Origin of the sequence: Brevibacterium sp. FAM 27836 (assembly GCF_051351055.1) — a bacterium.
Taxonomy (GTDB): Bacteria; Actinomycetota; Actinomycetes; order Actinomycetales; family Brevibacteriaceae; genus Brevibacterium.
On sequence record NZ_CP195711.1, the window covers coordinates 2,730,704 to 2,753,284 of the forward strand.

At 65.6% G+C, this 22,581-nt stretch carries 23 protein-coding genes; 13 read left to right on the plus strand and 10 right to left on the minus strand.

Annotated features, from left to right (window positions below; genetic code table 11):
- Positions 1–77: 77 nt before the first annotated feature.
- Genes ACSE4D_RS12245 through ACSE4D_RS12265 form a run of 5 tightly spaced genes read left to right on the plus strand, consistent with a single transcriptional unit; the run spans position 78 to position 6,230 of the window.
- Positions 78–1,658 carry an aminotransferase class I/II-fold pyridoxal phosphate-dependent enzyme gene (locus tag ACSE4D_RS12245; RefSeq protein ID WP_426937151.1) on the plus strand — a complete coding sequence of 527 codons (1,581 nt, stop codon included), beginning with the start codon at positions 78–80 and terminating at the stop codon, positions 1,656–1,658.
- Positions 1,651–3,357: an amidohydrolase gene (locus ACSE4D_RS12250; RefSeq protein ID WP_426937152.1), complete on the plus strand. Its 1,707-nt coding sequence runs from the start codon at positions 1,651–1,653 to the stop codon at positions 3,355–3,357. Before ACSE4D_RS12245 ends, ACSE4D_RS12250 begins: the two co-directional genes overlap by 8 nt.
- 39 nt (positions 3,358–3,396) lie before the next feature.
- The gene (locus tag ACSE4D_RS12255; RefSeq protein WP_426937153.1) at positions 3,397–4,536 is read left to right on the plus strand and encodes a M20 family metallopeptidase; all 1,140 of its coding nucleotides are present in this window, start codon (positions 3,397–3,399) and stop codon (positions 4,534–4,536) included.
- Positions 4,537–4,587: 51 nt separating this feature from the next.
- The gene (locus ACSE4D_RS12260; RefSeq protein ID WP_101572654.1) at positions 4,588–4,788 is read left to right on the plus strand and encodes a hypothetical protein; all 201 of its coding nucleotides are present in this window, start codon (positions 4,588–4,590) and stop codon (positions 4,786–4,788) included.
- Complete coding sequence (locus ACSE4D_RS12265; protein ID WP_426937154.1) at positions 4,785–6,230, plus strand: sodium:solute symporter family protein; 1,446 nt, start codon at positions 4,785–4,787, stop codon at positions 6,228–6,230. The genes ACSE4D_RS12260 and ACSE4D_RS12265 overlap by 4 nt, the downstream gene beginning before the upstream one ends.
- Positions 6,231–6,329: 99 nt before the next feature.
- Here ACSE4D_RS12265 and ACSE4D_RS12270 read toward each other — a convergent pair whose 3' ends face one another.
- Positions 6,330–7,472, minus strand: a complete 1,143-nt coding sequence (locus ACSE4D_RS12270; protein WP_426937155.1) for a calcium:proton antiporter — start codon at positions 7,470–7,472, stop codon at positions 6,330–6,332.
- A 183-nt stretch (positions 7,473–7,655) separates the two neighbouring features.
- Between ACSE4D_RS12270 and ACSE4D_RS12275 the strand changes: the two genes are divergently transcribed.
- Positions 7,656–7,838 (plus strand): hypothetical protein, encoded by a 183-nt coding sequence (locus ACSE4D_RS12275; protein WP_426937156.1) that lies wholly within the window; start codon positions 7,656–7,658, stop codon positions 7,836–7,838.
- 55 nt (positions 7,839–7,893) lie between these two features.
- On the opposite strand, the gene ACSE4D_RS12280 is transcribed toward ACSE4D_RS12275, so the two are convergent.
- Positions 7,894–9,426, minus strand: a complete 1,533-nt coding sequence (locus ACSE4D_RS12280) for an MFS transporter (RefSeq protein ID WP_426937157.1) — start codon at positions 9,424–9,426, stop codon at positions 7,894–7,896.
- Positions 9,427–9,532: 106 nt separating this feature from the next.
- Here ACSE4D_RS12280 and ACSE4D_RS12285 point away from each other — a divergent pair, with 106 nt between their 5' ends.
- On the plus strand, positions 9,533–10,123 hold the full coding sequence (locus ACSE4D_RS12285; protein ID WP_167854391.1) for a TetR-like C-terminal domain-containing protein: 591 nt from the start codon (positions 9,533–9,535) through the stop codon (positions 10,121–10,123).
- Here the strand turns inward: ACSE4D_RS12285 and ACSE4D_RS12290 are convergent.
- Complete coding sequence (locus ACSE4D_RS12290) at positions 10,120–11,115, minus strand: TetR/AcrR family transcriptional regulator C-terminal domain-containing protein (RefSeq protein WP_426937158.1); 996 nt, start codon at positions 11,113–11,115, stop codon at positions 10,120–10,122. The genes ACSE4D_RS12285 and ACSE4D_RS12290 overlap by 4 nt on opposite strands.
- Before the next feature lie 131 nt (positions 11,116–11,246).
- Here ACSE4D_RS12290 and ACSE4D_RS12295 point away from each other — a divergent pair, with 131 nt between their 5' ends.
- Positions 11,247–12,461, plus strand: a complete 1,215-nt coding sequence (locus ACSE4D_RS12295; protein ID WP_426937159.1) for an FAD-dependent monooxygenase — start codon at positions 11,247–11,249, stop codon at positions 12,459–12,461.
- A gap of 36 nt (positions 12,462–12,497) precedes the next feature.
- Here ACSE4D_RS12295 and ACSE4D_RS12300 read toward each other — a convergent pair whose 3' ends face one another.
- Positions 12,498–13,052, minus strand: coding sequence for a hypothetical protein (locus tag ACSE4D_RS12300; RefSeq protein WP_426937160.1), 555 nt, complete (start codon positions 13,050–13,052; stop codon positions 12,498–12,500).
- An 81-nt stretch (positions 13,053–13,133) separates the two neighbouring features.
- On the opposite strand from ACSE4D_RS12300, the gene ACSE4D_RS12305 reads away from it, so the two are divergent.
- A complete protein-coding gene (locus ACSE4D_RS12305) occupies positions 13,134–13,781 on the plus strand; it encodes a TetR/AcrR family transcriptional regulator (RefSeq protein WP_426937161.1) in 648 nt (215 codons plus the stop codon).
- Between the two features lie 17 nt (positions 13,782–13,798).
- Here the strand turns inward: ACSE4D_RS12305 and ACSE4D_RS12310 are convergent, their stop codons facing one another.
- The 4 genes from ACSE4D_RS12310 to ACSE4D_RS12325 form a co-directional block, all read right to left on the minus strand.
- Entirely contained in the window at positions 13,799–14,275 is a 477-nt protein-coding gene (locus ACSE4D_RS12310; RefSeq protein ID WP_426937162.1) for a DoxX family protein, read from the minus strand.
- 110 nt (positions 14,276–14,385) lie between these two features.
- Positions 14,386–14,952 carry an NADPH-dependent FMN reductase gene (locus tag ACSE4D_RS12315; protein WP_426937163.1) on the minus strand — a complete coding sequence of 189 codons (567 nt, stop codon included), beginning with the start codon at positions 14,950–14,952 and terminating at the stop codon, positions 14,386–14,388.
- Positions 14,949–16,091 carry an LLM class flavin-dependent oxidoreductase gene (locus tag ACSE4D_RS12320; protein WP_426937164.1) on the minus strand — a complete coding sequence of 381 codons (1,143 nt, stop codon included), beginning with the start codon at positions 16,089–16,091 and terminating at the stop codon, positions 14,949–14,951. The genes ACSE4D_RS12315 and ACSE4D_RS12320 overlap by 4 nt, the downstream gene beginning before the upstream one ends.
- Before the next feature lie 91 nt (positions 16,092–16,182).
- Positions 16,183–16,722 carry a MarR family winged helix-turn-helix transcriptional regulator gene (locus ACSE4D_RS12325; protein WP_135538986.1) on the minus strand — a complete coding sequence of 180 codons (540 nt, stop codon included), beginning with the start codon at positions 16,720–16,722 and terminating at the stop codon, positions 16,183–16,185.
- Positions 16,723–17,174: 452 nt separating this feature from the next.
- On the opposite strand from ACSE4D_RS12325, the gene ACSE4D_RS12330 reads away from it, so the two are divergent.
- The gene (locus ACSE4D_RS12330) at positions 17,175–17,669 is read left to right on the plus strand and encodes a hypothetical protein (RefSeq protein ID WP_135538984.1); all 495 of its coding nucleotides are present in this window, start codon (positions 17,175–17,177) and stop codon (positions 17,667–17,669) included.
- A 44-nt stretch (positions 17,670–17,713) separates the two neighbouring features.
- Here the strand turns inward: ACSE4D_RS12330 and ACSE4D_RS12335 are convergent, their stop codons facing one another.
- A complete protein-coding gene (locus ACSE4D_RS12335; protein ID WP_135538982.1) occupies positions 17,714–18,232 on the minus strand; it encodes a hypothetical protein in 519 nt (172 codons plus the stop codon).
- A gap of 78 nt (positions 18,233–18,310) precedes the next feature.
- Positions 18,311–19,486: a putative lipid II flippase FtsW gene (gene ftsW, locus ACSE4D_RS12340; RefSeq protein ID WP_426937166.1), complete on the minus strand. Its 1,176-nt coding sequence runs from the start codon at positions 19,484–19,486 to the stop codon at positions 18,311–18,313.
- Positions 19,487–19,720: 234 nt separating this feature from the next.
- On the opposite strand from ftsW, the gene ACSE4D_RS12345 reads away from it, so the two are divergent.
- The 3 genes from ACSE4D_RS12345 (at position 19,721) to ACSE4D_RS12355 (ending at position 22,554) form a co-directional block, all read left to right on the plus strand.
- Complete coding sequence (locus tag ACSE4D_RS12345; RefSeq protein ID WP_240689699.1) at positions 19,721–20,287, plus strand: MogA/MoaB family molybdenum cofactor biosynthesis protein; 567 nt, start codon at positions 19,721–19,723, stop codon at positions 20,285–20,287.
- Positions 20,288–20,291: 4 nt separating this feature from the next.
- Positions 20,292–21,173 carry a formate dehydrogenase accessory sulfurtransferase FdhD gene (fdhD, locus tag ACSE4D_RS12350; protein ID WP_135538979.1) on the plus strand — a complete coding sequence of 294 codons (882 nt, stop codon included), beginning with the start codon at positions 20,292–20,294 and terminating at the stop codon, positions 21,171–21,173.
- 97 nt (positions 21,174–21,270) lie between these two features.
- A complete protein-coding gene (locus tag ACSE4D_RS12355) occupies positions 21,271–22,554 on the plus strand; it encodes an MFS transporter (protein WP_135538977.1) in 1,284 nt (427 codons plus the stop codon).
- The last annotated feature ends 27 nt before the right edge of the window (positions 22,555–22,581 follow it).

Sequence of the window (22,581 nt, forward strand, 5' to 3'; positions counted from 1 at the left end):
TGGCTCCATACGGTATATGGAGCGAGCCAGAGATCTGGGGGATTCCTCCCACGGATCTGATGCGTGACGATAGCCCTATGTTGGAATCGCTCACGGATACCTCACGCCCGCAGCACCGCCTCGGGGATCACCGCTACCGTCTCGACCAGGATCAGGCTCCGTACTCGGATGCCCTGAGAGCGCTGGCCTCACGCGATTCGATCAAACTCATGGTGCCCGGTCACGGCGGCACCGACGCCGGCACCAGCGACCTGCTGACCGACTTCATCGGCGAGAAGGCCGTGAGCCTCGACGTGCCCATGCTGCTCGAGGGCATCGACCTCGAGGACGACTCTCCCTTTGCCGACTCGCTGGCACTGGCCGCCGATGCCTGGGGAGCCCGCCGCACCTGGTTCCTCACCAACGGCGCCTCCCAGGCCAACCGCACCGTCGCGCTCGCCATCGCCGGCCTCGGCGAGAACGTCATCGCCCAGCGCAGTGCGCATTCGAGTTTCAGCGACGGCGTCGTGCTCGCCGGCCTCCACTCCAGCTATGTCCTGCCCTCCGTCGACTCCTCCAATGGGATCGCCCACGGTGTCTCTGCTGCCTCCCTTGACGCTGCCATGAGTCTGGCCGAGTGTGAAGGCCGTCCCGCCTCGGCGGCCTACATCGTCTCCCCGAGCTACTTCGGCTCTGTCGCCGATGTCCACGGTTTGTCCGAGGTCGCCCACGCTCACGGGGCGCCGCTCATCGTCGACGGCGCCTGGGGCCCGCACTTCGGATTCCACCCGAGCCTGCCCGAATCCCCGGCCCGCCTCGGCGCCGACCTCGTCGTCTCAAGCACCCACAAGCTCGCCGGGTCGCTCACTCAATCGGCGATGCTCCACCTCGGCGAAGGACCCTTCGCCGAGGTGCTCGAACCTCTCATCGCCCGCGCGCTGACGATGACGGCCTCGACCTCCTCCTCGGCGCTGCTCATGGGCTCGCTCGACGTCGCTCGGCGCGCCCTGGCCACGGGTGAAGACAGGATCGGCCGGTCGATCGACACGGCGATCCGCTTCCGCGAGCTGATCGAGACCGATGAGCGCCTCGCCGACGTCGGCGAGGGCTTCGGCGACTTCCCCGACATCGCCGAGACCGATCTCCTCCGTGTACCCATCGACCTCTCCGGCACCGGCATCAGCGCCCATTGGGTCCGCAACAGGCTGATGACCGAGCACGATATGTACTTCGAGATGTCGACCGACACCACGCTCGTCGCCGTCATCGGCGCCGGCAAGACGCCCGACGTCGACGCCGTCTTCGCCACCCTTGTCCAAGTCATTGCATCGCCTGAGGGTCGGGCCGAAGCCGCGAAAGGAAACGCGCAGATGGACTTCCCGGAGCTGCCCGCTCCTGGACGGATGCGCGTGCGCCCGCGGGAGGGGTACTTCGCCGCCACTGAGCTCGTGCCCGCAGCCGAGGCCGTGGGCCGGATCTCCGCGGACTCGCTGGCCGCCTATCCGCCAGGGGTACCCAACGTCATGCCCGGCGAGGAGATCACCACCGAGGTGGTCGACTTCCTCAAAGCCGTCGCCGCCTCCCCGGCCGGCTTCGTCCGCGGAGCCGTGGACTCGGGCGTCGACAGCTTCCGGGTCCTCAGGAACTCGGCCGGTCAGGAGGACGACCCCCATGCTTGATCTGCTGCTCACCGATGCCCGAGTGCGCACCTTCGATCCGAACCGTCCCTGGGCCGAAGCAGTCGGTATCGCCGGCGGACGCATCGCCTACGTCGGCGATGCCGCGGACGCTCCCAACGCCCGTGAGACCCGCCGCCTCGGCGGCAATCTCCTCACCCCGGGCATCATCGACAGCCACAATCACCTGCTGCTCGGCTTCGACCCAGACGCAGTCAGCCTCGAGGGCGCGGAGACGCTTTCTGAGGTGCGTTCGCGCATCAGCCGCCTCGCTGCCGAACGCCCCGACCTCGACTGGGTCTGCGCGGAGAACGCCGTCTACTCGATCGTCGACGACCGCCGCCCCAATGCCGATGATCTCGCCGGGCTGACCGACCGGCCCATCTTCGTCACCACCTACGACCAGCACTCCGTGTGGCTCAACGACGCCGCCCTGACCCTCCTGGGCATCCACGACGGTGCGGGCATCGCCTGGGGACGGGCCGAACGGGATTCCTCGGGGCGTGCCACCGGCTGGGTCACTGACTTCTACACCTCGGCGATGACGAGCGCGGGCCTGGCCGCACTCCAACGCGACATCCCCATGTACTCGCCCGGGCGCCGATACAAGAAGATCCTCGGCAGCCTCGACATGGCCACCCGCTCGGGCATCACCACGGTCATCGAGCCGCAGGTTCCCGTGGCCGAGATCGGCCTGTTCGAACGCGCACTGAACGAAGGCCGGCTCTCCTCCCGCGTCGTCGCCGCCCTCTTCCACCCCGTCGACTCCGCCCCCGAATTCCGGAAGGAGCTGCGCACCGCTGTCGACGAGGCTCCGCGCAGTGACCGCCTGCGCTTCGGGCCGATCAAGCTCTACGCCGACGACGTCATCGAACCGCACACGGCCTGGATGCTCGAAGACTATGCCAACCGGCCCGGACTGCGCGGGCACCCCTCGGCCCCGATCGGCGAACTCAGCCGCATCGTCACCGAACTCGACCGCCTCGGCTTCCAGACCCACACCCATGCGACCGGCGACGGGGGAGTCCGGCTCGCCTTGGACGCCATCGCTGCGGCACAGGCGACCAACGGCTCCCGCGACCGGCGCCACGGGATCGTCCACGTCGAATGCCTCGACCCGGCTGATCTGCCGCGGTTCGCCGATCTCGGCATCACGGCCGCGATGCAGCCTCGTCATGCCTCTCCGGACCTCATCGAAGGCACCTGGATGGACAATGTCGGCGAGCAGCGCTGGGACCGCGCGTGGCGCGTGAAATCGCTCATGGACAGCGGAGCGCATGTGGCGCTGTCGAGCGACTGGCAGGTCGGGGAGATGGATCCGCTCGTCGGCATCTACTCGGCGCTGACCCGGGCGGGACTCGATGGGACCCGTTCGAGGACGCCCGATGAGATCATCACTCTCGACCAGGCTCTGTTCGGCTACACGCGCGAGGGGTCCTGGGCCTGGCATGCCGAGGATCGCCTCGGCGTCGTCCGCCCCGGCGCTGATGCCGACCTCGTCGCCTGGTCGGCCGATCTCTACGGGCTCGAACCCTCTGCTCTGCTCGAGCAGAGGGCTGACCTCACGATCGTCGGCGGACAGATCGTGCATGACACGGGGGCCACCGGCGGTGATCAGGCCGGGCCGGGGCTCAACCGCATCGACATCGCGGCCAAGACCCTCAACCCCGACCGCGGCTGTTCGGGACACGGGCGCCGATGATGGTAGTTTTTGCTGAATCGCTATTCAGTTAGGAGATCGATGTCGATCAAGGAGATGTGTCAGTGCAACGTCGAGGCCTCTGAAGAGGTCCTCCTCGGGATCAGCCACCGTATTCATGCCGACCCCGAGCTTGGATTCGAGGAAGTCAGGGCAGCCCAGCTGCTGAGCACCGCGCTCGAAGAACGGGGGTTCGTCCTCGAACGCGGACTCGCCGAGATGCCCACTGCATTCAAAGCTGCCCTCGGTGACGGGCCGCTCACCGTCGGCATCTGCGTCGAGTACGACGCCTTGCCGGGGATCGGTCACGCCTGCGGGCACAATGTCATCGCCGCGGCTGGGATGACTGCAGCCTTCGGGCTGGCGCCTCTGGTCGATGAACTGGGTATCACTCTCGTCGTTTTCGGCACCCCGGCCGAGGAGAACGGCGGAGGCAAGGTCCTCCTCCTCGAGGCCGGGGCCTTCGACGGCGTGGATCTGGCTATGATGGTCCACCCTTCGAACAAAGAACAGTCACGCACCCACTGCCTGGCGATCGGCGAGCTGCGGGTTCGCTTCATCGGCAAGAACGCTCATGCCTCTGCGGCCCCTTATGAAGGAATCAACGCCGCCGATGCTGCGACTCTGACTCAGGTGGCCGTTGGGCTGCTGCGGCAGCAGCTTCATCCCGGTGATCAGATTCATGGTTTCATCTCCCACGGGGGCGAAGCCGCCAACGTCATCCCCGCCGAGACCGAACTCGTCTTCAACTTCCGGTCCCCGAAGCTCGAGACTCTCAACCGCCTCGAGCAGCGCATCCGCGCCTGCGTCGAGGGTGCGGCGACGGCGACCGGCTGCCGGTTCGAGGCCGACAGCGATGCTCCGGCGTACTCGGAGTTCAACAACAACAATGTCCTCGCCGATCTCTACAAGGCCAACGCCGAGGCGCTGGGCCGGACCTTCGACCACGAGGACGACGCGTCACCGGTGGGGTCGACGGATATGGCCAACGTCTCGCGCATCGTCCCCGCCATCCATCCGATGCTCGACATCGACTGCGGATCGGCGGTCAACCACCAACCCGAGTTCGCCGCGCATTGCGTCAGCGCGCCCGCCGACCGCGCGGCGATCGAAGGCGGACTGTCCATGGCGTGGACGGTCATCGACGTCGCCACCGATGAGGAGGCTCGGCACAGCTTCTAGGCCGACCGTCAGCATTCGCTGGCGGACTGTATCGAACAAAGGAGTTCATCCGTGAAATATTGGCTCATCGGTTCGATCCCGTTCATCGGGGTCTTCCTCCTCACCTGGCTGCCGGCCATCAACGGCCCGCACGTGTGGTTCGGCATGCCGGCGATCTTCGTCTGGCTGACATTCTTCAGCACGATTCCGGTCACGGCGGTCCTCATCTACTTCGAGAAGACCCGCCGCGACCTCGGGGGTGACGACGAATGAGCACAACAGTCGTCGTCGGTCTCCTCGGCATGATCATCATCGCGGCCTTCGGTTTCATCGGGCGGCGCCGTCCGGTGAAGAACATCGAGGAATGGACCGTCGGCGGACGTAACTACGGCGTCCTCACCGCCTGGGTGCTCCAAGCGGGCGAAACATTCACCACCTTCACCTTCCTCGGCACCGTCGGTCTCGTCGTCTCCATCGGTGCTTCGGCGTTCTACTCGATCCCCTATGTCCCCTTGGCCTATATCGCGATGTACTGGGTCGGTCCGAAGATCTGGCGCAAAGCGAAGGAGCTGGGCTACCTGACGCAGGCGGACTTCCTGCGCGGCAGCTACAACAGCCCTACCCTCGGCTGGCTGGCCGCCTTCTTCGGCATCCTCTTCCTCCTGCCCTATCTGCAGCTGCAGATCACCGGGCTGGGCATCGTCATCTCGGTGGCCACGGGCGGGGAGATCAACGAGAACTACGCGATCGTGATGGCCTTCGTCCTCGTCATCGGCTTCGTTCTGTGGTCGGGCATCCGCGGAGTCGCGCTCACGTCCTACCTCAAAGACCTGCTGATGGTCGTCGTCGTCCTCGGCCTGACCTTCGTCGTGCCCTTCCACTTCCGCGGCGGCCTCGATTTTGGTGTGGAGGAGATCCTGGACTCCATGCCCGATCTGCTCTACGTCCAGCACGGAGAGACCGGCGTGGCCTGGGTCATCTCGAGCATGGCCATCAGCATCATCGGCGTGATGTTCTACGCCCTGCCCCACACCTGGCCGGCTCTGATGTCCGGACGCAGTGAGAAGGTCGTGCGGCAGAACCTCATTTACCTGCCCATCTACAACATGCTCGCCTGCATCCCGATGCTGCTCGGCTACACCGCGATCCTCGCGTTCGGGCTCAGTCAGGACGGGGATCTGGCCATGCTGAAGATGGCAGCGGCCTCACTGCCCGACTGGCTCACCGGCATCGTCCTCGTCGCCGCGGCGTCCACCGCCATGGTGCCCGGAGCTGCGCTGCTCAACGCCATCGCTCCCTTGGCCGTGCAGAACGTGTTCATGATCAAGGGCGAGAAGAACAAGATCGCCTACAACCGGATCTTCGTCGTCGTCTTCGGCCTCGGCGCCCTCATCTTCGCACTGGCGATGCCGAGCCTGCTGGGCATGATGCTCCTGCTGACCTACAGCGGTTCGACCCAGGTCGTTCCCGGCATCCTCGGGGCGGTGATTCCTCGGATCAAGCTCCACAAGGCTTCGGTCATCAGCGGACTGTGTTCGGGGCTGTTCATCGTCCTGCTGTTCACCTTCTCACCGATCCACGGTCCGAACATCAACGAGGGAATCAGCGGCCTGGTCGTCAACATTTTCGTCTTGGCCATCGTCGAGGTCGCGATCCGGGTTGCTCGTCCGCAGGTCCCGGTGGCCGTGCCTGAGAAGACCGAAGAGGTTGTCTGACCGACTGCTGCCGCTGCACCGCACCATGAACACGCTCATGGTGCGGTGCAGCGGACTGTCTCCAGTGCTGCGCTCAGCAGGCGGTAAAGCAGCGAAGGCTCACGCGAAGATCGCGAGACCGAAGACCGTGAAGACGACGAGCAGGGCGACTCCGTGGATGGCCGTCACCCGTCTGCCCGCGAACGCAATGGTCGAGACCAGAAGGGTGATCGCGAGCAGGGCCAGGTTGATCGGCGATTCGGCGAGCACGATCTGCTGATCGGTGAGCATGCCGATGACGAGCACCGTCGGAATCGTCAGCCCCACCGTCGAGACCTGCGCCCCATGGCAGAGGTTGCTCACGCGCTGGATTTCGCCGTTCCATGCCGCGCGCAGCGACGTCAGCGTCTCGGGCAGGAACACGATCATCGCGATGATCACCCCGGACAGGGCGACCGGAGCGCCGAGGCGGCCCAGCCCGTCGTCGAGGAGCGTGGCCATATCGTGGGACAGCAGCACGATCGGCAGAACAGTGGCCACAAGCAGGATCAGGCGGACGATGATCTCCACTCGATGGGTTGAGAGGATCTCGGCGATTGGCTGCGGTTCGTCGCCGGAGTTCTGCCGTTCGGGTTCGGCTCGGTTGGCCACCTCGGTGAATTCGTGGGACTGCGGACCCATCTGCCGGTAGAGGAAGAAGGCGTAGGCGGCGACGGTGATGACGATGATCGGAATCTCCTGCCACGTCTCGTAGCTGCCGTTCGAACCGATGAGGCCGGGCACGGCGAAGGCGAGGGCGGCGAAGACGACGATCATCACGAGGTAGGACGAGACACCCGTGCGGTTGTGCTCCATGGCTCCGTGGCGCAGCCCACCGATGAGCAGGCACAGGCCGACCACGGCTGCGAGGATGATCATTGACACCGCCATCACCGAATCGCGAGCGATCGTGGCGTGATCGCCGGGGCCGAGCAGGACAGCGGCGATGAGGATGACCTCGATGAGGCAGATCGAAATCGTCAGCACGAGCGAGCCATAGGGATCGCCGAGGCGGGTCGCGAGATGCTCGGCCTCGGTGACGACACCGAAGGCACAGATGAGGATGACCGCGATGATGACGATGAGCGCGGTGACGAGCACCGGCATGGGCACCGGGGGAGTGAGCAGGGAACCGAGCAGCTGCAGGGCGAGGAATGCGCCCCAGCCGAGGACGAGCCGAACGATCGCGGTCGGCGTGATGATGGTGCGGAGGGCGGCGGACATAAGAGAATCTCCCTGTCTCTGAGGCCGTCCTCATCGTGACTATCCAGCGACCGGGTCGTCCCGGTCGGTTCCTTCCAGTTTCAGGATATCCAAGCTGGTCAGTGCCCTCAAATCGGAGGTGTCCTCGGGTGCTCCGGCCGCACGCCCAAGCCGATGAGGCTCAGCGTTTGGAAAACGTGCGTGATGCGCGTCAGCAGGGACCGGCGGCAGCTGCATCGCGGCGCCGCAGCGACCATCGCTGGAGTCTTCGTCACCCGCTATGTCTATCGAATCGAGCCCATTGTCAGCATGAGCCGCCAGGAGATCGTCTACTTCGTCGCACCTGCGCTGCACGCGAGTCTCACCAAGAGACGCCTCGTCGATTGATCCGATCACTGGGGCCGGACCGCGTCGGAAAGAGTCTTGGCACACCGGAGGCCTGTCAGCGTGAGTCTGCGCGGGAGGGCAACGCAAGTCGAGTGATCGCCGCCCCTGCCAAGGCGATGCACGCCCCGAGCAGAGCGCACACGTGGAGGCCCGAGACGAATGCGGCATCCGAGGCGGCGATGATCGTCGCCGGGTCGGAGACGCTGGAACCTACCGTGCTGAGAGCGGCCTGAGTCGCTTGGATCGACGACGCCGCAGTCTCGCGCAGCTGTGCAGGCAGGTCGCCGAGGTGGCCCGTGACCTGCGAGCGGTAGACACTCGTGAGGATCGCCCCGAGCACAGCCGTGCCCAGAGCGCCGCCGATCTGCCGGAAGGTGTTGCTGGTTGCCGAAGCCGATCCCGCTCGCTGCCGGGGCACGGAGGCCATGATCGCCGATGAGGCCGAGGGCATGATGAAGGCGATCCCCACGCCGATGAGGAACAGGGCGGTCCCGACCTTCCAGAGCGAGCTGTCGACATCGAGGCTTGAGAAGAGTAGCAGTGCCGATGCCAGGGCGAGCATGCCGAATGCGCTGGTGGAACGCGGACCGTACTTCTGGGCGAGCCTCGGCGTCTGGGAGGAGAAGGCGAGCTGAGCGGCGGCGAGGGGAAGCATGAGCAGACCGGTGGCGATCACACTGAGGTGTCGGAGACTGAGGAGGTAGAACGCGATGACGAAGGTGGTTCCGAGCATCGAGAAGAACGCCAGGGTCATGACTGCGATCGATCCGGAGAACGCCCTCATACGGAACCAGCCGACTTCGATCAGGGGCGACGGGGCGCGACGCTCCCACATGATGAACGTGGCGAGAGCGATGCCGCCGCCGAGGGCAGGCAGCCAGACCCGGCTGCTTGCCCACTCGCCCGTATCTCCGCCGCGGATGATTCCGGCGACGAGCAGACCCATCCCCGCCATGGACAGAAGGATCCCGGGGACATCCACTCTGCCCGGTCGCGGATTGCGCGACTCGGGCACGAGCGCGGCCATAGCGATCACGGCGATGGCCACCAGGGGCACATTGATCAGGAAGATCGATCCCCACCGCAGATGGTCGAGAAGCAGGCCGCCGACGATCGGGCCCAATGCCACCGCAATCCCGACTCCACCCGACCAGATGCCGATGGCCTTCGGGCGCTCCTCGGAGCTGAAGGTGTGGGAGATGACCGCCAGTGTCGTCGGCGTGATGAGCGCGGCGGCCAAACCGAGCACCGTGCGGCCGCCGATGAGCATCGGGCCGTTCACTGAAAATGCGCACCACAACGAAGCCATGCCGAAGAGCGCCGTCCCGGCGAGCAGCACTCGTCGACGTCCGAGCCGGTCGGCGAGCATGCCTGCCGTGAGCATCATTCCGGCCATCACCAGCGTGTAGGCGTTGATCGACCACAGCAGCTCTCCCTGGCTCAACCCCAATCCGGCTGGTGCCGGCTGGGACAGGCGCTGCACGGCCACTCCCAGGATCGTGGTATCCATCTGGACGACTACGAGGCCGAGGATCAGCACTCCCAGGATCCACCACCGCCTCGGTGTCGGGGCATCGGTGTTCATCATTCGCACTCCAAAAGTCTAATGCAACATGTGTCGTGTTAATCATAGAGACCGGCATTCTCTAATGCAACACTCGTCGTGTTAGCCTGAAAAGATGCAGGCAGATTCAGTGACAGAGAGAACGGGCGGCCGCAGTGCGCGGGTGCGCGCCGCGGCGCTGCGAGCGGTCGCCGAGCTCCTCGACGAGCAATCGGCCGAAGAGATCACCACCGCCGAGGTCGCCCGTCGTTCAGGGGTGAATCGTTCGACCCTGCACCGACGGTGGGGCGGGGTCTCCGGGCTGCTCGCCGATCTCGCGTTCGAGCAGCTCGAGGAATCGAGTCCACTTCCCCCGGTGTCGGGAGACCTCCGGCAGGCGCTCCTCGAATGGGCCCGCAGGGTCATTGAGGCGCTCGAGTCCTATCCGCCCGGACACTCGCCCTTCATTGCAGGTCTCATGCGAGCGGCCCAGAGGGGCGGCGTCATCCCGGCCGAGGTCGTCAGGCCCCGCCTCGACTCGCTCGCCGATCTGCTCACCCAGGCGGCTGGTCGCGGCTGGCAGATGCGGTTGTCCGAGCGTGACCTCGTCGAGATCGTGCTGCTTCCGATCTACGCGGCGAAGCTTCTGAGCTCCGAGCCGTTGACCGACGACCTGGCGGTGCGTCTCGTCGATCGTTTCCTGCTGCTCAACGGCAGCGGCGAGACTTCCGCCGACTCCTAGCGCCGCCCTTCGCGGGGTGGCTGTTTCTGCGCTGCGAGTCCGACTTCTTTGCCGGGGCTCGGACCGATGCGGTCTGCGAGTCCCGCGATGAGCAGAGACAGGCTCCGTTCGAAGAGGAGATCCACATCGAGCTCGTAGCCTGAGTCGGCCAGAGCGGAGAGAGCTGGGTGTCGGCCGTCGGAGATGTGAGCGACGAGGTCGTTCCTGCGGGCATCGATCCAGGCGTCCGCGTCGATCCCTGTCTCTGACTCGGCGTCGATCTCGGGTTCGAGCAGGATCGCAATGCCGCGTGTCTGGGTGAACAGGACGATGTGAGCCTCGAACGCTTCTTCGGGGGCCATCCCCGCCTGTCTGAGGGTCTCGAGCGCCCATTCGGCGAAGCTCAGCGCGGCGGGAACCAGCTGGGGGCGGGTCACGGAGACGACCTGCGCCAGCCAGGGATGCGCCCGGAAGATCCGCCAGAGTTCACGGTGGCCGGCCGTGAGCCGCTCTCGCCATGACGGACTCCATCGGCCCGGATGCCACCCTCCCAGCGCGGAATCGATCATGCGCCGCTCGAACTCCTGACGATCCGACACGTGTCGGTACAGGGACTTCGGCACCGTCTGCAGAGCATGCGCCACACGGCGGATGGTCACAGCGTCCAAACCTTCGGCGTCGGCGACTGCGATGCCTGCTGCGACGATCCGATTCACGGCGATTGTCTTGGCGCGGGTGATCTCGGGAGGCGAATGTCGACCGTGTGCTCCGGCCGTCTGCTGCGTTGATCTTCCACCGATCGGGAGGCCGCTGGTGACGATGGTCCCGACTCCGGGCTCCGAGTGGGCGAGTCCCTCTGCGCGGAGCAGTGCGTGGGCTCTGCTGGCTGTGGCGATTGCGACATTCCAGGTGCGCGTGATTTCGCGCGCCGAAGGAAGCCGATCGCCAGCGGTCAGATCCCCGCTGAGGATCGACTCCCGCAGTTCGGCTGCGATATCGGCCGCGGACACCATGTCGATCGTCCTTCCGTACTAGAACACCACCGATCGTGCGGCGGTCGGAGGCCTGCTGCGAGCCGACGTGAGCGTCAGTGCACTAGTACATTATTGCCCTCGCTGCCGCCCTGTTCCTAGGGTCATCGACCATGAAGAGCAGACACATCCTCATCTCCGGGTGCAGCATCGCAGGCCTGACATGCGCGTACTGGCTGCGCAGATATGGTTTCACGGTGACGATCGTCGAGATCGCCGAGGCGCCGCGCAGCGGTGGTCAGGCGGTCGACCTGCGCGGGGCGGGCCGAACCGTGATCGAACGAATGGGACTGCTCGACGAGGCGCGCATGCGCAGCCTCGATCAGGAGGGCATTGCCTGGGTCGACGAGCACGGCAGGATCAGGGCCTCCATGGCGGCCGATGCCTTCGGGGGCGAGGGCTTCGTCTCTGAGATCGAGATCCTCCGCGGCGACCTCGTCGAGCTGCTTCAGGCGAGCGTGGATGGAGTCGACTGCCTTTTCGACGACTCGATCGTCGAACTGTCCCAGGACGCCGAAGGCGTCGACGTGGTCTTCCTCTCTGGGCGGCGTCAGCGCTTCGACTATGTCATCGGCGCCGACGGATTGCATTCGACTGTCCGCTCGCTTGCCTTCGCCGAGGAGGCTGATGTGGTCGAGCCGCTCGGGCTGTGCATCGCCTGGTTCACCGCTCCCGCGTTTGCCGACTGTCAGGGCTGGTATCACAATTACAATCGCCGGGGCGGACTTGCCGCTTCCATTCGCCCGGGCCGTCGGCCCGGAGAGTCGAAGGCGGCGCTGAGTTTCCGTGTTCGCTCGGGGGAGGGGGCCGGCATTGACCGGCACGATCGCCAGGGGCAGCTCGCACTGCTCAGAGAGCGGTTCGACGGGGCCGGATGGCACACCGGAGACCTTCTCACTGCAGCATCGAATGCTGAGGATTTCGCTTTCGATGAGCTCGGCCAGGTGAGAATGGATCGATGGTGGCAGGACAGATGTGCACTCATCGGTGACGCGGCGGCGGCTCCGAGCCCGCTGAGTGGATTGGGGACGAGCGTGGCGCTGGTCGGCGCCTATGTCCTGGCTGGACAGCTCGCGCGATGCCATGACCCTCGGCTCGCGGGTCGCATCTATGATCGCCTGGTTCGCCCGTACGCAGTCGAGTCCCAGGAGCTGCCAGGCGGAGGTGCGGGGTTCGCGCCCAGAAGCGATCTCGGCATCTGGCTGATGCGTACATCGATGCGGCTGGCCGGTCGGTGGCCGCTGCGCGACTTGCTGGCGAGGCAGTTCGCGAAATCCGCCGACATCGTCCTGCCCGACTATTCCGACTGCCGCGTTGTCGATGGGTGAGGTGGTCGCGGTCGCCCTGGCATCGTCGCGGTGGTCTCAGCGTCGACGTTCGCGGTCGAGCAGCTGAGACAGCTGCGAACTCAAGTCGTCGACCCGGCTCTGCGAGTTCTTCTGGCCTCCCGAGGGGCGCTGGCTGAAGGGAATGCCCGAGCGCAGACCACGCCACCCGCAGGTGATCGCCTCGCCCAGCAGGCTCAGGCCGATGCTCAGGGTCATCGGACGAACCGCCTCCTCGGCGCCGATGGCATGGGCGCCGAAGTGCAGGCCCAGGCCCGCCGCGAGGCTGAGAGCCCACACGATCAGGGTCTTCGCTGTGTACTTCTGATGCAGCGTCCCATCCCTGGCGAACAGGGTGGTCGAGGCGCCGCGGAGCATGCCGAAACCGATGCCGACGACGATCGAGGCGGCGAGAAAGATGATGTTCGCCGACGTCCAATGCGTGAAGCCCCACAGCTCCTTGGCCGAGAGTGCCAGCAGGATGACTGGAGGCACTGCGAGGTCCCTCGCGTCGACGGGCTCACCGCGGAACCGTCGGACGATGACGACGATGATGATGACGATGACGGCAATGGCGATCAGTGCTGCACGCATGGCAGGTCTGCCTTTCCTTGATATAGCAGAAGCGTGCTAAAAAGATACCACGATGTAGCAGGAGTGTGCTATAAAAGATCTATGCCGAAGTTCGTCGATCCCGCCCACCGCCGCGAAGTCATCGCCGATGCCGTCTTCGACATCGTTCTCAGCCACGGATTCTCGAAGGTGTCTCTGCGGGCGATCGCCGAGGAGACCGGACTGGCGATCGGATCGATCCGCCATTACTTCACAACCGCCGAAGGTATCGTCCGATTCGCCCTCGAGACGCTGGTCGAACGGGTGAGCTCACGGCTGGAAGAGCGGCTGGAGGCTCTGCTGCCCGCGCTCGAGTCCGGGACGCTCAGCAGCGATGAGGCGAAGGCCAGGACAACCGACTTCCTCGCCGAACTGCTCCCGCTCGATAGCGTGCGTCGTCGGGAGTCGGTGGTGTGGCTCGCCTTCGAGGAGGAGGCGCGCACGCAGCCGGATCTCGCCGACGTCTTCGAGACCTCGGTACGTGGGACCCGCGCACTCATGGCTCGCACCCTGGAGAATATGGGCCGGCGCGGCGTCCTGCGTGCCGATCTCGACCTCGAACTCGAAGCCGATTCGCTCGCCGCGCTCATCGATGGGTTGACGCTGCGCTCGACCCTGCACCCGGACGTGCTTACGCCCGACCGTGCCAAGGTCGTGCTCTCTGCGCATCTTGAAGGGCTGAGGGGCGAAGTCTCAGTCGCCCGTCGATAGTGCGCGGCGACGCGACCTCAAGCTTCGGCCGTCGAGTTTGCGGCGACGGACCGACTTGGGCGCTGTCCCTTCTTTCCGCGGAACAGCGCATTGTCCACGCTCCAGCGTCCGGGGCCGGCTGCAGCGAGCAGAAGGGCACCTGCGGCCAGTGCCGCCACGAGTTCCCAGCCGCCCTGATCGACGAACGGCGTCGGCACCGCATGCACGATGACCAGTGCGCCGATGAGATCAGCGGCAAGCAGGACGCCGACAAGCGGTGTCAGTGCACCGAGGATGAGCAGGGCGCCGCCGATGAGCTCGACGAAGGTGGCGAACGGCGCGGCGATCTCTGGGAAGGGCACGCCCATCTGTGAGAACGATTCGGTGGTTCCGGCGACGGTCCATTCGTCGAACTTCTGCCACCCGTGAGCGAAGAAGATGACGCCGAGGCCGATGCGAGCGATGAGGGTGACGATGTCGCGGATGAGTGGCGGGAATCCAGCTGCTGCGTACACGGAGACCTCCGGTGTTGGTTGAAATGACAACTACACGTTATTGGCCGAATATGGACAGAGCCTGGCAACAGGATCGTCTGTCACCCGACGCGATCGGGATCGAGCCGGGCTCAGAACCCGTAGGCGGCCTCCCTGTCCTCCCGGATGCGGGAGAAGGTGGTTGTCAGCACGATGGAGTCCTCGACCAAACGATCGAGCCGCTGGATGACATCCTCGTTGACGATCTGGCCCCGGTGCAGGTCCTTCTCCTCGACGAACACATACGGGCTGACGACCTGGGCCTTCATATAGGTGAGGATGGGCAGCAGCTGCTGCTGGAGGATGAGGTAGTGCTTGGCGGATCCGGCGGTGGCGACCATGGCCACAACCTTGTCGCGAAGGGCGTCGACCGGCAGCAGATCGAACACGTTCTTCAACGCCGCCGGAATCGAGGCCTGGAAGATCGGAGTGCCGATGATGACCGCGTCGGCGTCCATGACCTCCTGTGCCACCCGTGCGGTGTCGCCGGTGTACTCGGTGAAATTCCGGCCGTCGGCGAAGACCATGTCGAGCTCGGCGAGGTCGATCAGCGTCACCTCGATGGTCGGATCCTGAGTCATCACGGTCTGGGTGACATGCTCCATGACGGTCCGAGTCTTCGTGCCGACGTTCGAACCGGACAGGGCGACGAGCTTCATTCTGCGTTCTCCTCGATGGGGGCGTTCTCCTCGGTGGTGGTGCCCTCGGGCTTCGCGGTGTACTTCTTCACGGCGGGGATGATCTCCGTTCCGAGTGTCTCGATCTGAGCCATCACCCGGTCATAGGGCATGCCGCCGAAGTCGATCTGTCCCAGGTAGCGCTGATGGCCGAAGACCTCGTGCTGGTGGAGGATCTTCTCGATGACCTGCTGGGCACTGCCGATGTTGACGATGCTGGCCGGGTCGACGCTCTGGGCGAAGAGCTGTTTGGGCATGCCCTGCCCGTTGGTGCGCTTCATTCCCTCGTTGATGTGCGGGTAGAACTCGCGCAGGGCTTCCTGCGAGGTCTCTGCCGTGTAGAGGAAGCCGGCGGTGGCCACCGGCAGTGTGGCAGGGTCGAAGCCCGAATGCCGGGCCGCTTCTCGGTAGGCGTCGATCGTGGGTTTGAACGACGAGGTGGTCCCGCCCAGATGGGCCATGACCATGGGCACACCGGCCAGACCGGCCTTGATCGCGCTCGCGGGCGCGCCGCCGACAGCGCGCCAGATCGGAAGGCTGCCATGGGCCGGGCGGGGGAGGACCTCGGCGTCGTCGAGGGGCGCGCGGAACTGTCCCGACCAGGTGACGCGCTCCTCGGTGTTGATTCTGCGCAGGAGGTCGAACTTCTCCTCGTGCAGTTCCTCGTAATCGCGCAGATCGTAGCCGAGAAGGCGGAACAGGCCGACGCGGGAGGCACGTCCGGCGACGAGCTCGGCGCGCCCGTCGGAGAGGTGGTCGATGGTGGCGAAGTTCTCGAACACCCGCACCGGGTCCGAGGTGCTCACGATCGTCGAGGTGCTGCCGATGCGGATCGTGTTCGTCGCCTGTGCGATGGCGCCGAGGATGACGGCGTGGGCCTGGGAAGCGAAGAACTCCTGGTGGCTCTCCCCAACGCTGAAGAAGTCGAACCCGGCCTGCTCGGCCGCCAGGGCGTAGCCGACGAATTCGCGGATGCGCTCGCCGGCGCTGACACGTGTGCCATCGGCGGGATTCGGCAGGTGATCGCCGAGGCTGTACATCCCGAACTGCAGACCCTGGCCGGGGTCGATGCCGACCTGGTCCATCACCGGTGTGGTCTGCTGTGGTGCGTTTGTGCTCATCGTCTCTCTTCTGTGGCAGGGTGGCCGACCGGAACGGGCGACCTCAGAATGTCATTTGCCATGTCAACTGATGATTGCGACGAATTATTCCTCAGCGCGGGTCGGTCTCTTCCGAGGGACTGGTCTCATCCGAGGGGTCGGTCTCCGGAGCCTGCTCGGTCTCCGGAGCCTGCTCGGGCGCGGGGTGCTGGTCAGCATCTGAGCGACGATCGACGCTGTGCTCGTAGAGCTTCTTCATCAGCGCGTGCAGCGTCGTCTTCTCCTCCTCGTCGAGGACCTCGTCGAAGAGCGACGCCTGCTGTTCGAGCTGCGAGGGGTAGGCCCGAGCAAGAACCTCGGCGCCCCTGTCGGTGAGCGTGATGTGTTTGGTCTTCCAGTCCTGCTGCCGGCAGATGAGGCCCTCGCGCTCGAGGCGAGCGAGCATCCGGGAGATGCCGCCTCCGCTGACCGTCAGTCCGCGGGCCAGGTCGGTCTGAGTGATCGGCTGGAAGTTGCGGATATGGGCCAGGGCTTCGAATTGGGCGACGGAGAGTCCGAACCGACGCAGGTGCTCATTGGACAGCTGATTGCTGTTCTGGACGAAGCGGGCCATCCGCAGCCAGATGAGCGTGCTCAGTGACAGCTCCTCCACTGTGCCTCCTCTGCCGACGTCTCACTCGCTGCGATTCGTCCTCACAATACCTGGACTGAAGTGGGGGTAAGGCATGGGCGCGGAAACAGGTGCAGGATCCGCTGCGGGAGCGGCTGGAGGATCCGCTGCAGACTCATAGCGCGGGCCTGCGGCTCAAGCGGTGGTCACGATCGGATACTTTTCGGCGCACGAAGCATCCGATGGCGACCACTGTTTTGCCGAGGCGGGGAGTCCGTCGAGTTCCCTGCCGCCCTTCGCAGCGTGCACAGCGTTCTCCATGAGTGGGTGAAATTGCAATCACACGATGGTGGTCGATGATGACGCGACACTGAATGCGGTGGCACGGTAGGGGCGACCGGACTTCCCCGGATCGACATGGGGAGCTCGCGGGCATCGTTATGAGGCGTGTGAAGCCCTCGACCCCGGCATTGCCTGCAGCCACACTGTCAGACATGTCCGAACACGAACAATCATCGCCTGATCCGCACTCCGCGCGGACTTCTGCATCCTCACAGCGGCAGGACACGCGTCTGGAGTCGAGTTCGAAGAGCAAGAGGATCCTCGCCTGGAGCGGCGCGGTTGTCATCTTCCTGCTGCTCATTCTTCCGACGCTCGGCAGTCATGGAGCTAACCAGCGGTTCTATGAGGGAGATCATTTCATCTGCTTCCCTGCCCTCGGTCCGACGACGACCTACCCCGTGAGCATGTTCGAAGAGACCGAGTTCGCGATGGACACTGCCGCCGACATCGGCGTCGCCGCCACGGCGAGAGCCAAGGTGAACAGGCTCGAGACCGAAAAGACGTTCAGAGTGGCCCTCTGCGGGGAACAGCGCTCCCGCAGAGTCGCCTGGGCCCTTGTCCTCACGGTTCCGACCCTGATGATCGGCTTCTCGGCGAAGAGCGATCTCATCCGTTCGCAACGGGACGGATCCCCACAGGGCCCGTGAGTCGGGCCGACCATGGGCATTCGAAGACATTCGCGGCCTGTCTCTCAAGCGCTTTTCGCATGCGCCGATCCCGATGGTCTGCCTCGGCGGCGCCTTTCGCCGAGGTCGAGGATGATCAGGGTCAGTCCGTGGCCGAGGAGCACGGCGGCGCTGAGGAAGCTCAATGCGACGTCGAGGATCCCTGCCTCGGTGAGTGAGGGCTTGCGCTGGAAACCAGGAGTCGTCAGCAGCATCGAGCCGATGACGACCGCCCCGGTGGCACAGGCGATCAGCCCAGCGGGACCGAGCTTCTCGAGCGCTGCCACGGCCAGGAGCACGATGACGGCGAGGAATACGAGCACGGCCGCGACATCGAAGCTGTGACCGGTCCGCGCGACTTCCTGCCAGAGGTTGCCATATCGAACCGAGCTGTCGGGCTCGGATGCGTAATAGGCGAAGAAGGTCAGCGCGAAGGTCACGACGCTCAAAGGTGCATAGAAGCGGGCACAGCCGCCATCGAGGCGGTGCTTCCACGAGTCGATATCGGCGCCCCGGCCAGTGGTGATCGCATTCGGAGTCGCCATCGGGTCCTCTCTCACGTGTACGGCTCTTCGAACACCATCGTCCGCATCCGGCAGTGAGAGGGCAACGGTGGACGAGACTCACGTTGATGTCCGCGAAACCCGGCGCTCGCCTCGGCGGTGGTCGGTCTTGCTCACATCGGTCGTCGAACCGTGTGCAGGCGGGCGTTCCGCACCCGGGTCAGAGGCGCGAGCGAAGGCCAGCACGATGCCGACGCCGGTCAGCGTGGCCACCAGCGATGATCCGCCATAGGACACCAGCGGCAGGGGCACTCCGATGACCGGCAGCAGGGTCGTCACCACTCCCATATTGATGAGAGCCTGCCCGACGATCCAGGCGAGGACGCACGCACCCAGGATCTTCGTCAGCCTGTTCCGACTCATCAGTGAGGCGCGTATGAGCCCCACGGCGATGAGACCGAACAGAGCCACGACTGCCAGTGTTCCGAAGAGTCCGATCTCCTCGCCGATGATGGCGAAGATGTAGTCGTTGTGGGCCTCGGCCAGCCAGAACCACTTCTCGCGGCTGGCTCCGAGACCGACTCCCGTCCATCCTCCGGAGGCGAGAGCGAACAGGCCGTGGTTGGACTGCCAGTGCTGGCCCAGGGCGTCGGCCTCGCTCTGGGCGTCGCTGGCGAACATCGCACGCACTCGCGCCATCCGATACGGGCTCGAGATGACCAGGAGCGTGACGCCCGCTGCGATGACCCCGAAGGCGATGGCGAAGTACCGCTTCGGCACTCCGGACACGAACAGCGCTGCCAATGCCATGAGCATGAGCACCAGGGTCGTGCCGAGATCGCCTCCGAGGAGGATGAACCCGGCCGCGACGATGACGGGAGTGAGGGTGAGCAGGAGCTTGCGGGGGCGGTAGTGCTGGGAGGTCAGATGCGCCAGAGCCACGGCGAACCAGACCGCGAGGATGGGTTTGAACAGCTCCGAAGGCTGTGCCTGCAGGCTTCCGATCCGCAGCCAGTTCGTGCTTCCGTTGACCGTGGTGCCCAACCCCGGCACCAGTGGCAGCGCGAGGAGCAGCAGACCGCCGCCCATGAGAGGCCAGGCGATCCGCTGCCAGACCCGGACGGGAGTGAGCGCGGCCAGGACCATCATTGTCAGTCCGGCCACTGCGAAGACCCCCTGCCGTGCGAAAACGGAGAAGGACGAGGCGCTCGAGCCGTCATAGGAGGTGATCGATGTTGCGGACAGCACCATGAGCAGGCCGAGACCGACCAGGCACAGGCAGGATACGACCAGCATCGTCGTTCCCGGCAGGAGGCGGGGAGGTCTCCTGAACTTCTCGCGCAGAGAGCGCCCCTTCGCCGATGACTCGGAGTGTGCCGAGCCCATGCTACTTTCCCGACTCACCATGAATCCTCACTGATCTCGTCCCGCTGTGACCGACCACCATTTCAGGAGTCCGCCCACGCTGCAAGTCCAGCTGTAGTCAGGTTCGGCCGGACTGTGCAGGAGTGTGGGACGTACGATGGAGACGTGAGCACTGCAACGAACGTGACCGACTCCGCCGCCGATGGTCAGGGCGATGCCCTCCTGGGCGCCGGACGGTCCGCCGCCGTCATCATCGCCTCCACCTCGGCGGCCAGGGGAGAGGCCGCCGACACCACGGGCCCGATCCTCGTCGACTGGCTGCGCTGCCGCGGATACGAGACCCCCGATGCCGTCGTCGTCCGCGACGGCGAACCCGTCGGTCAGGCGCTGCGCGCGCTCCTCGTCGACACCCCGGAGGGTGAACGTCCCCGCGTCATCGTCACCAGCGGCGGCACCGGGCTCGCCCCCGACGATCGCACCCCGGAGTTCACCGCCGAACTTCTCGAGCGCCAATCGCCGGGGCTCATCTATGCGATGTGGCGCAAGGGCCTGGAATCGACCTCCACGGCGGTGATGAGTCGCGGCGTCGCGGGTGTGCGCGGTCGCAGCTTCGTCATCAATTTCCCCGGTTCGAAGGGCGGGGTCAAGGACGGCATCACGGTCATCGACGACCTCCTCGAGCACATCCAGACGTCGGTCGAGGACACCACCGATCACGGACCGAGGGTCTGAAGCCATGCAGATGCGCAAGGCCGTCCGCGCCCGAGTCCACAAGTTCGACGCCACCGGCGAGATCTCCGCGGGACCTGATTCCCTGGCAGGAGAGGAGCCGTTGGAGATCCAGCTCAACGGTGAGCAGTACACCGTGACCATGCGCACCGCCGGGAACGATGTCGAGCTCATCTCCGGATACCTGCTCTCCGAGGCGGTCGTGACCGCGATGGATGACATCGAGGAGATCAACTTCTCTGCCGGAATCGCCCCCGACGGAACCCGGAACTACAACGTCGCCCGCGTGCGACTGCGACCGGGGGTGTGGAACCCCGAGTCGGCCCCGGCCCGCAATGTCTACACCTCCTCCTCGTGCGGAATCTGCGGAACCGCAGCCGCCGATGCGGTCACGAAGACCTCGGCGTTCCCGCTCATCCCCGCCTCCTGCCATCTCGAAGACGAGGAAGACTATGAGTTCCCGCGGCTGATCTCGGCCGCCCGGATCGGTGAGCTTCCCGACCGGCTGCGCGAGACCCAGGAGATCTTCGACAAGACCGGGGGAGTCCACGCCGCAGCACTCTTCGCTGTCGGTGAAGATCCCCGAGAAGAACCCGAACTGCTCGTCGGACGTGAAGACGTCGGTCGGCACAACGCCGTGGACAAGGTCATCGGCTGGGCCATGGCCAACCGGGGTCTGCCGCTGCGATCGACCGTTCTGCAGGTCTCGGCCAGGGCGTCGTTCGAACTCGTGCAGAAATGTGCGATGGCCGGCATTCCGATGATGTCGGCGGTCAGCGCCCCCTCGGCGATGGCCGTCGAATACGGCCGCGAGGTCGGCGTGACCGTCATCGGATTCAACCGCAGGGGCAGGTTCAACGTGTATTCGTATCCCGAGCGCGTGGACTGATCTGACCGGCTCTGCCTCCTACCGGATACCATGCTCATTTGGAGCAAGACGAACAGAACAGCGATGGGAAGCTTCGGATGAGCGGCAGAGGTCGGCGATGACCGGCAGTGACCGGAAAGCCCCGGGAATTGGGCTGCTCACCGTCCTCCTCGGTGCCGTGGCCGCCGGGCCCATCCTGCTCTACGGCCTCAGCGCCACCAGCGATTCGATCATTGCCGAGCTCGGCATCTCCGAAGCCCAATTCGGTCTCCTGGCCACCACTTGCTTTGGCACCGCGGCCATCGGCAACGCGACCTTGGGCAGGCTCGCCGACCGGCACTCCGACCTCTCGCTCATGGCGTTCATCTTCGTCCTCGCCACGCTCGCTCTGCTGCTGGTGGCCGTGCCCGACGGGTTCTGGATGCTGCTCCTCGCCGCAGGCCTGTCCGGCATCGCCCAATCCTTCCCCAACGGGGTGACCAACCGGATCCTCCTCGAGCGCGTCCCCGTCGCCAAGCGGATCGGCTGGGTCGGCATCAAACAGTCCGGAGTCCAGGTCAGCCAACTCGTTGCGAGCCTCGTGTTTCCCGTGCTTGCGATCGGCGTCGGCTGGCGCGGCGCCGCCCTGACCGTCGCGATCATTCCACTCATCCTGCTTGCGATGACCTGGCGATCCCTGCGCACCACCCCGCTGCTGCCCGCCCCGAGCTCACAGGTCGGCACCGCAGACGCGCCCGCAGAGGCGGCACCGAGCACCCCAACCCCAGCCACACCCGCCGAGGCGGCCGACCGCAGCCGTGCACCGTCCCCTGCGGGACCGGCCCGACACCCGGCAATGGTGTGGGCGCTGGCCGCCTTCGGGCTCATCAACGGCATCGGCGTGCAGGCGACGAATGTGTACATGCCCCTGTTCGCCGTGCGGGAGATGGGCTTCTCCCTCGTCCTCGGCGGCGCTACCGCGGCTCTGGCCGGAGTCATCGGCGTCATCGCCCGCGTCACCTGGGCCAGACGCATGGCCAAGGGCGCCTCGGGGGCGCATCTTCTGCTCGTCCTCGCCCTCATCGCCCTGGCCGGAGCGATCCTCTTCTTCACCGCCGACGCCGCCGGCTCGCCGTTGCTGGTGTGGCTGGCCGTGGCCTTCCACGGCATCTCCGCACTCGGGGTCTCCGTGGTGCTCATGGCCGCGCTCATGCGCGTCATCCCCGCGGGCTCGATGGCTTCGGCCAGCGGCATGGTCACGGCCGGAATGTTCTTCGGCTTCGCCATCGGCCCGCTGGGAATGGGCGTGGTCGTCGGTTCGCCGGGCGGGTTCCCGCTCGGCTGGGTCGCCGTCGGAGCGTCCTATCTGCTGTGCGTGCTGCTCGCCCTCGTGCTCATCCGCGCGGCGCGCACGACACACTGAACCGAGGGTGCATCCCAGTGCCGAGCA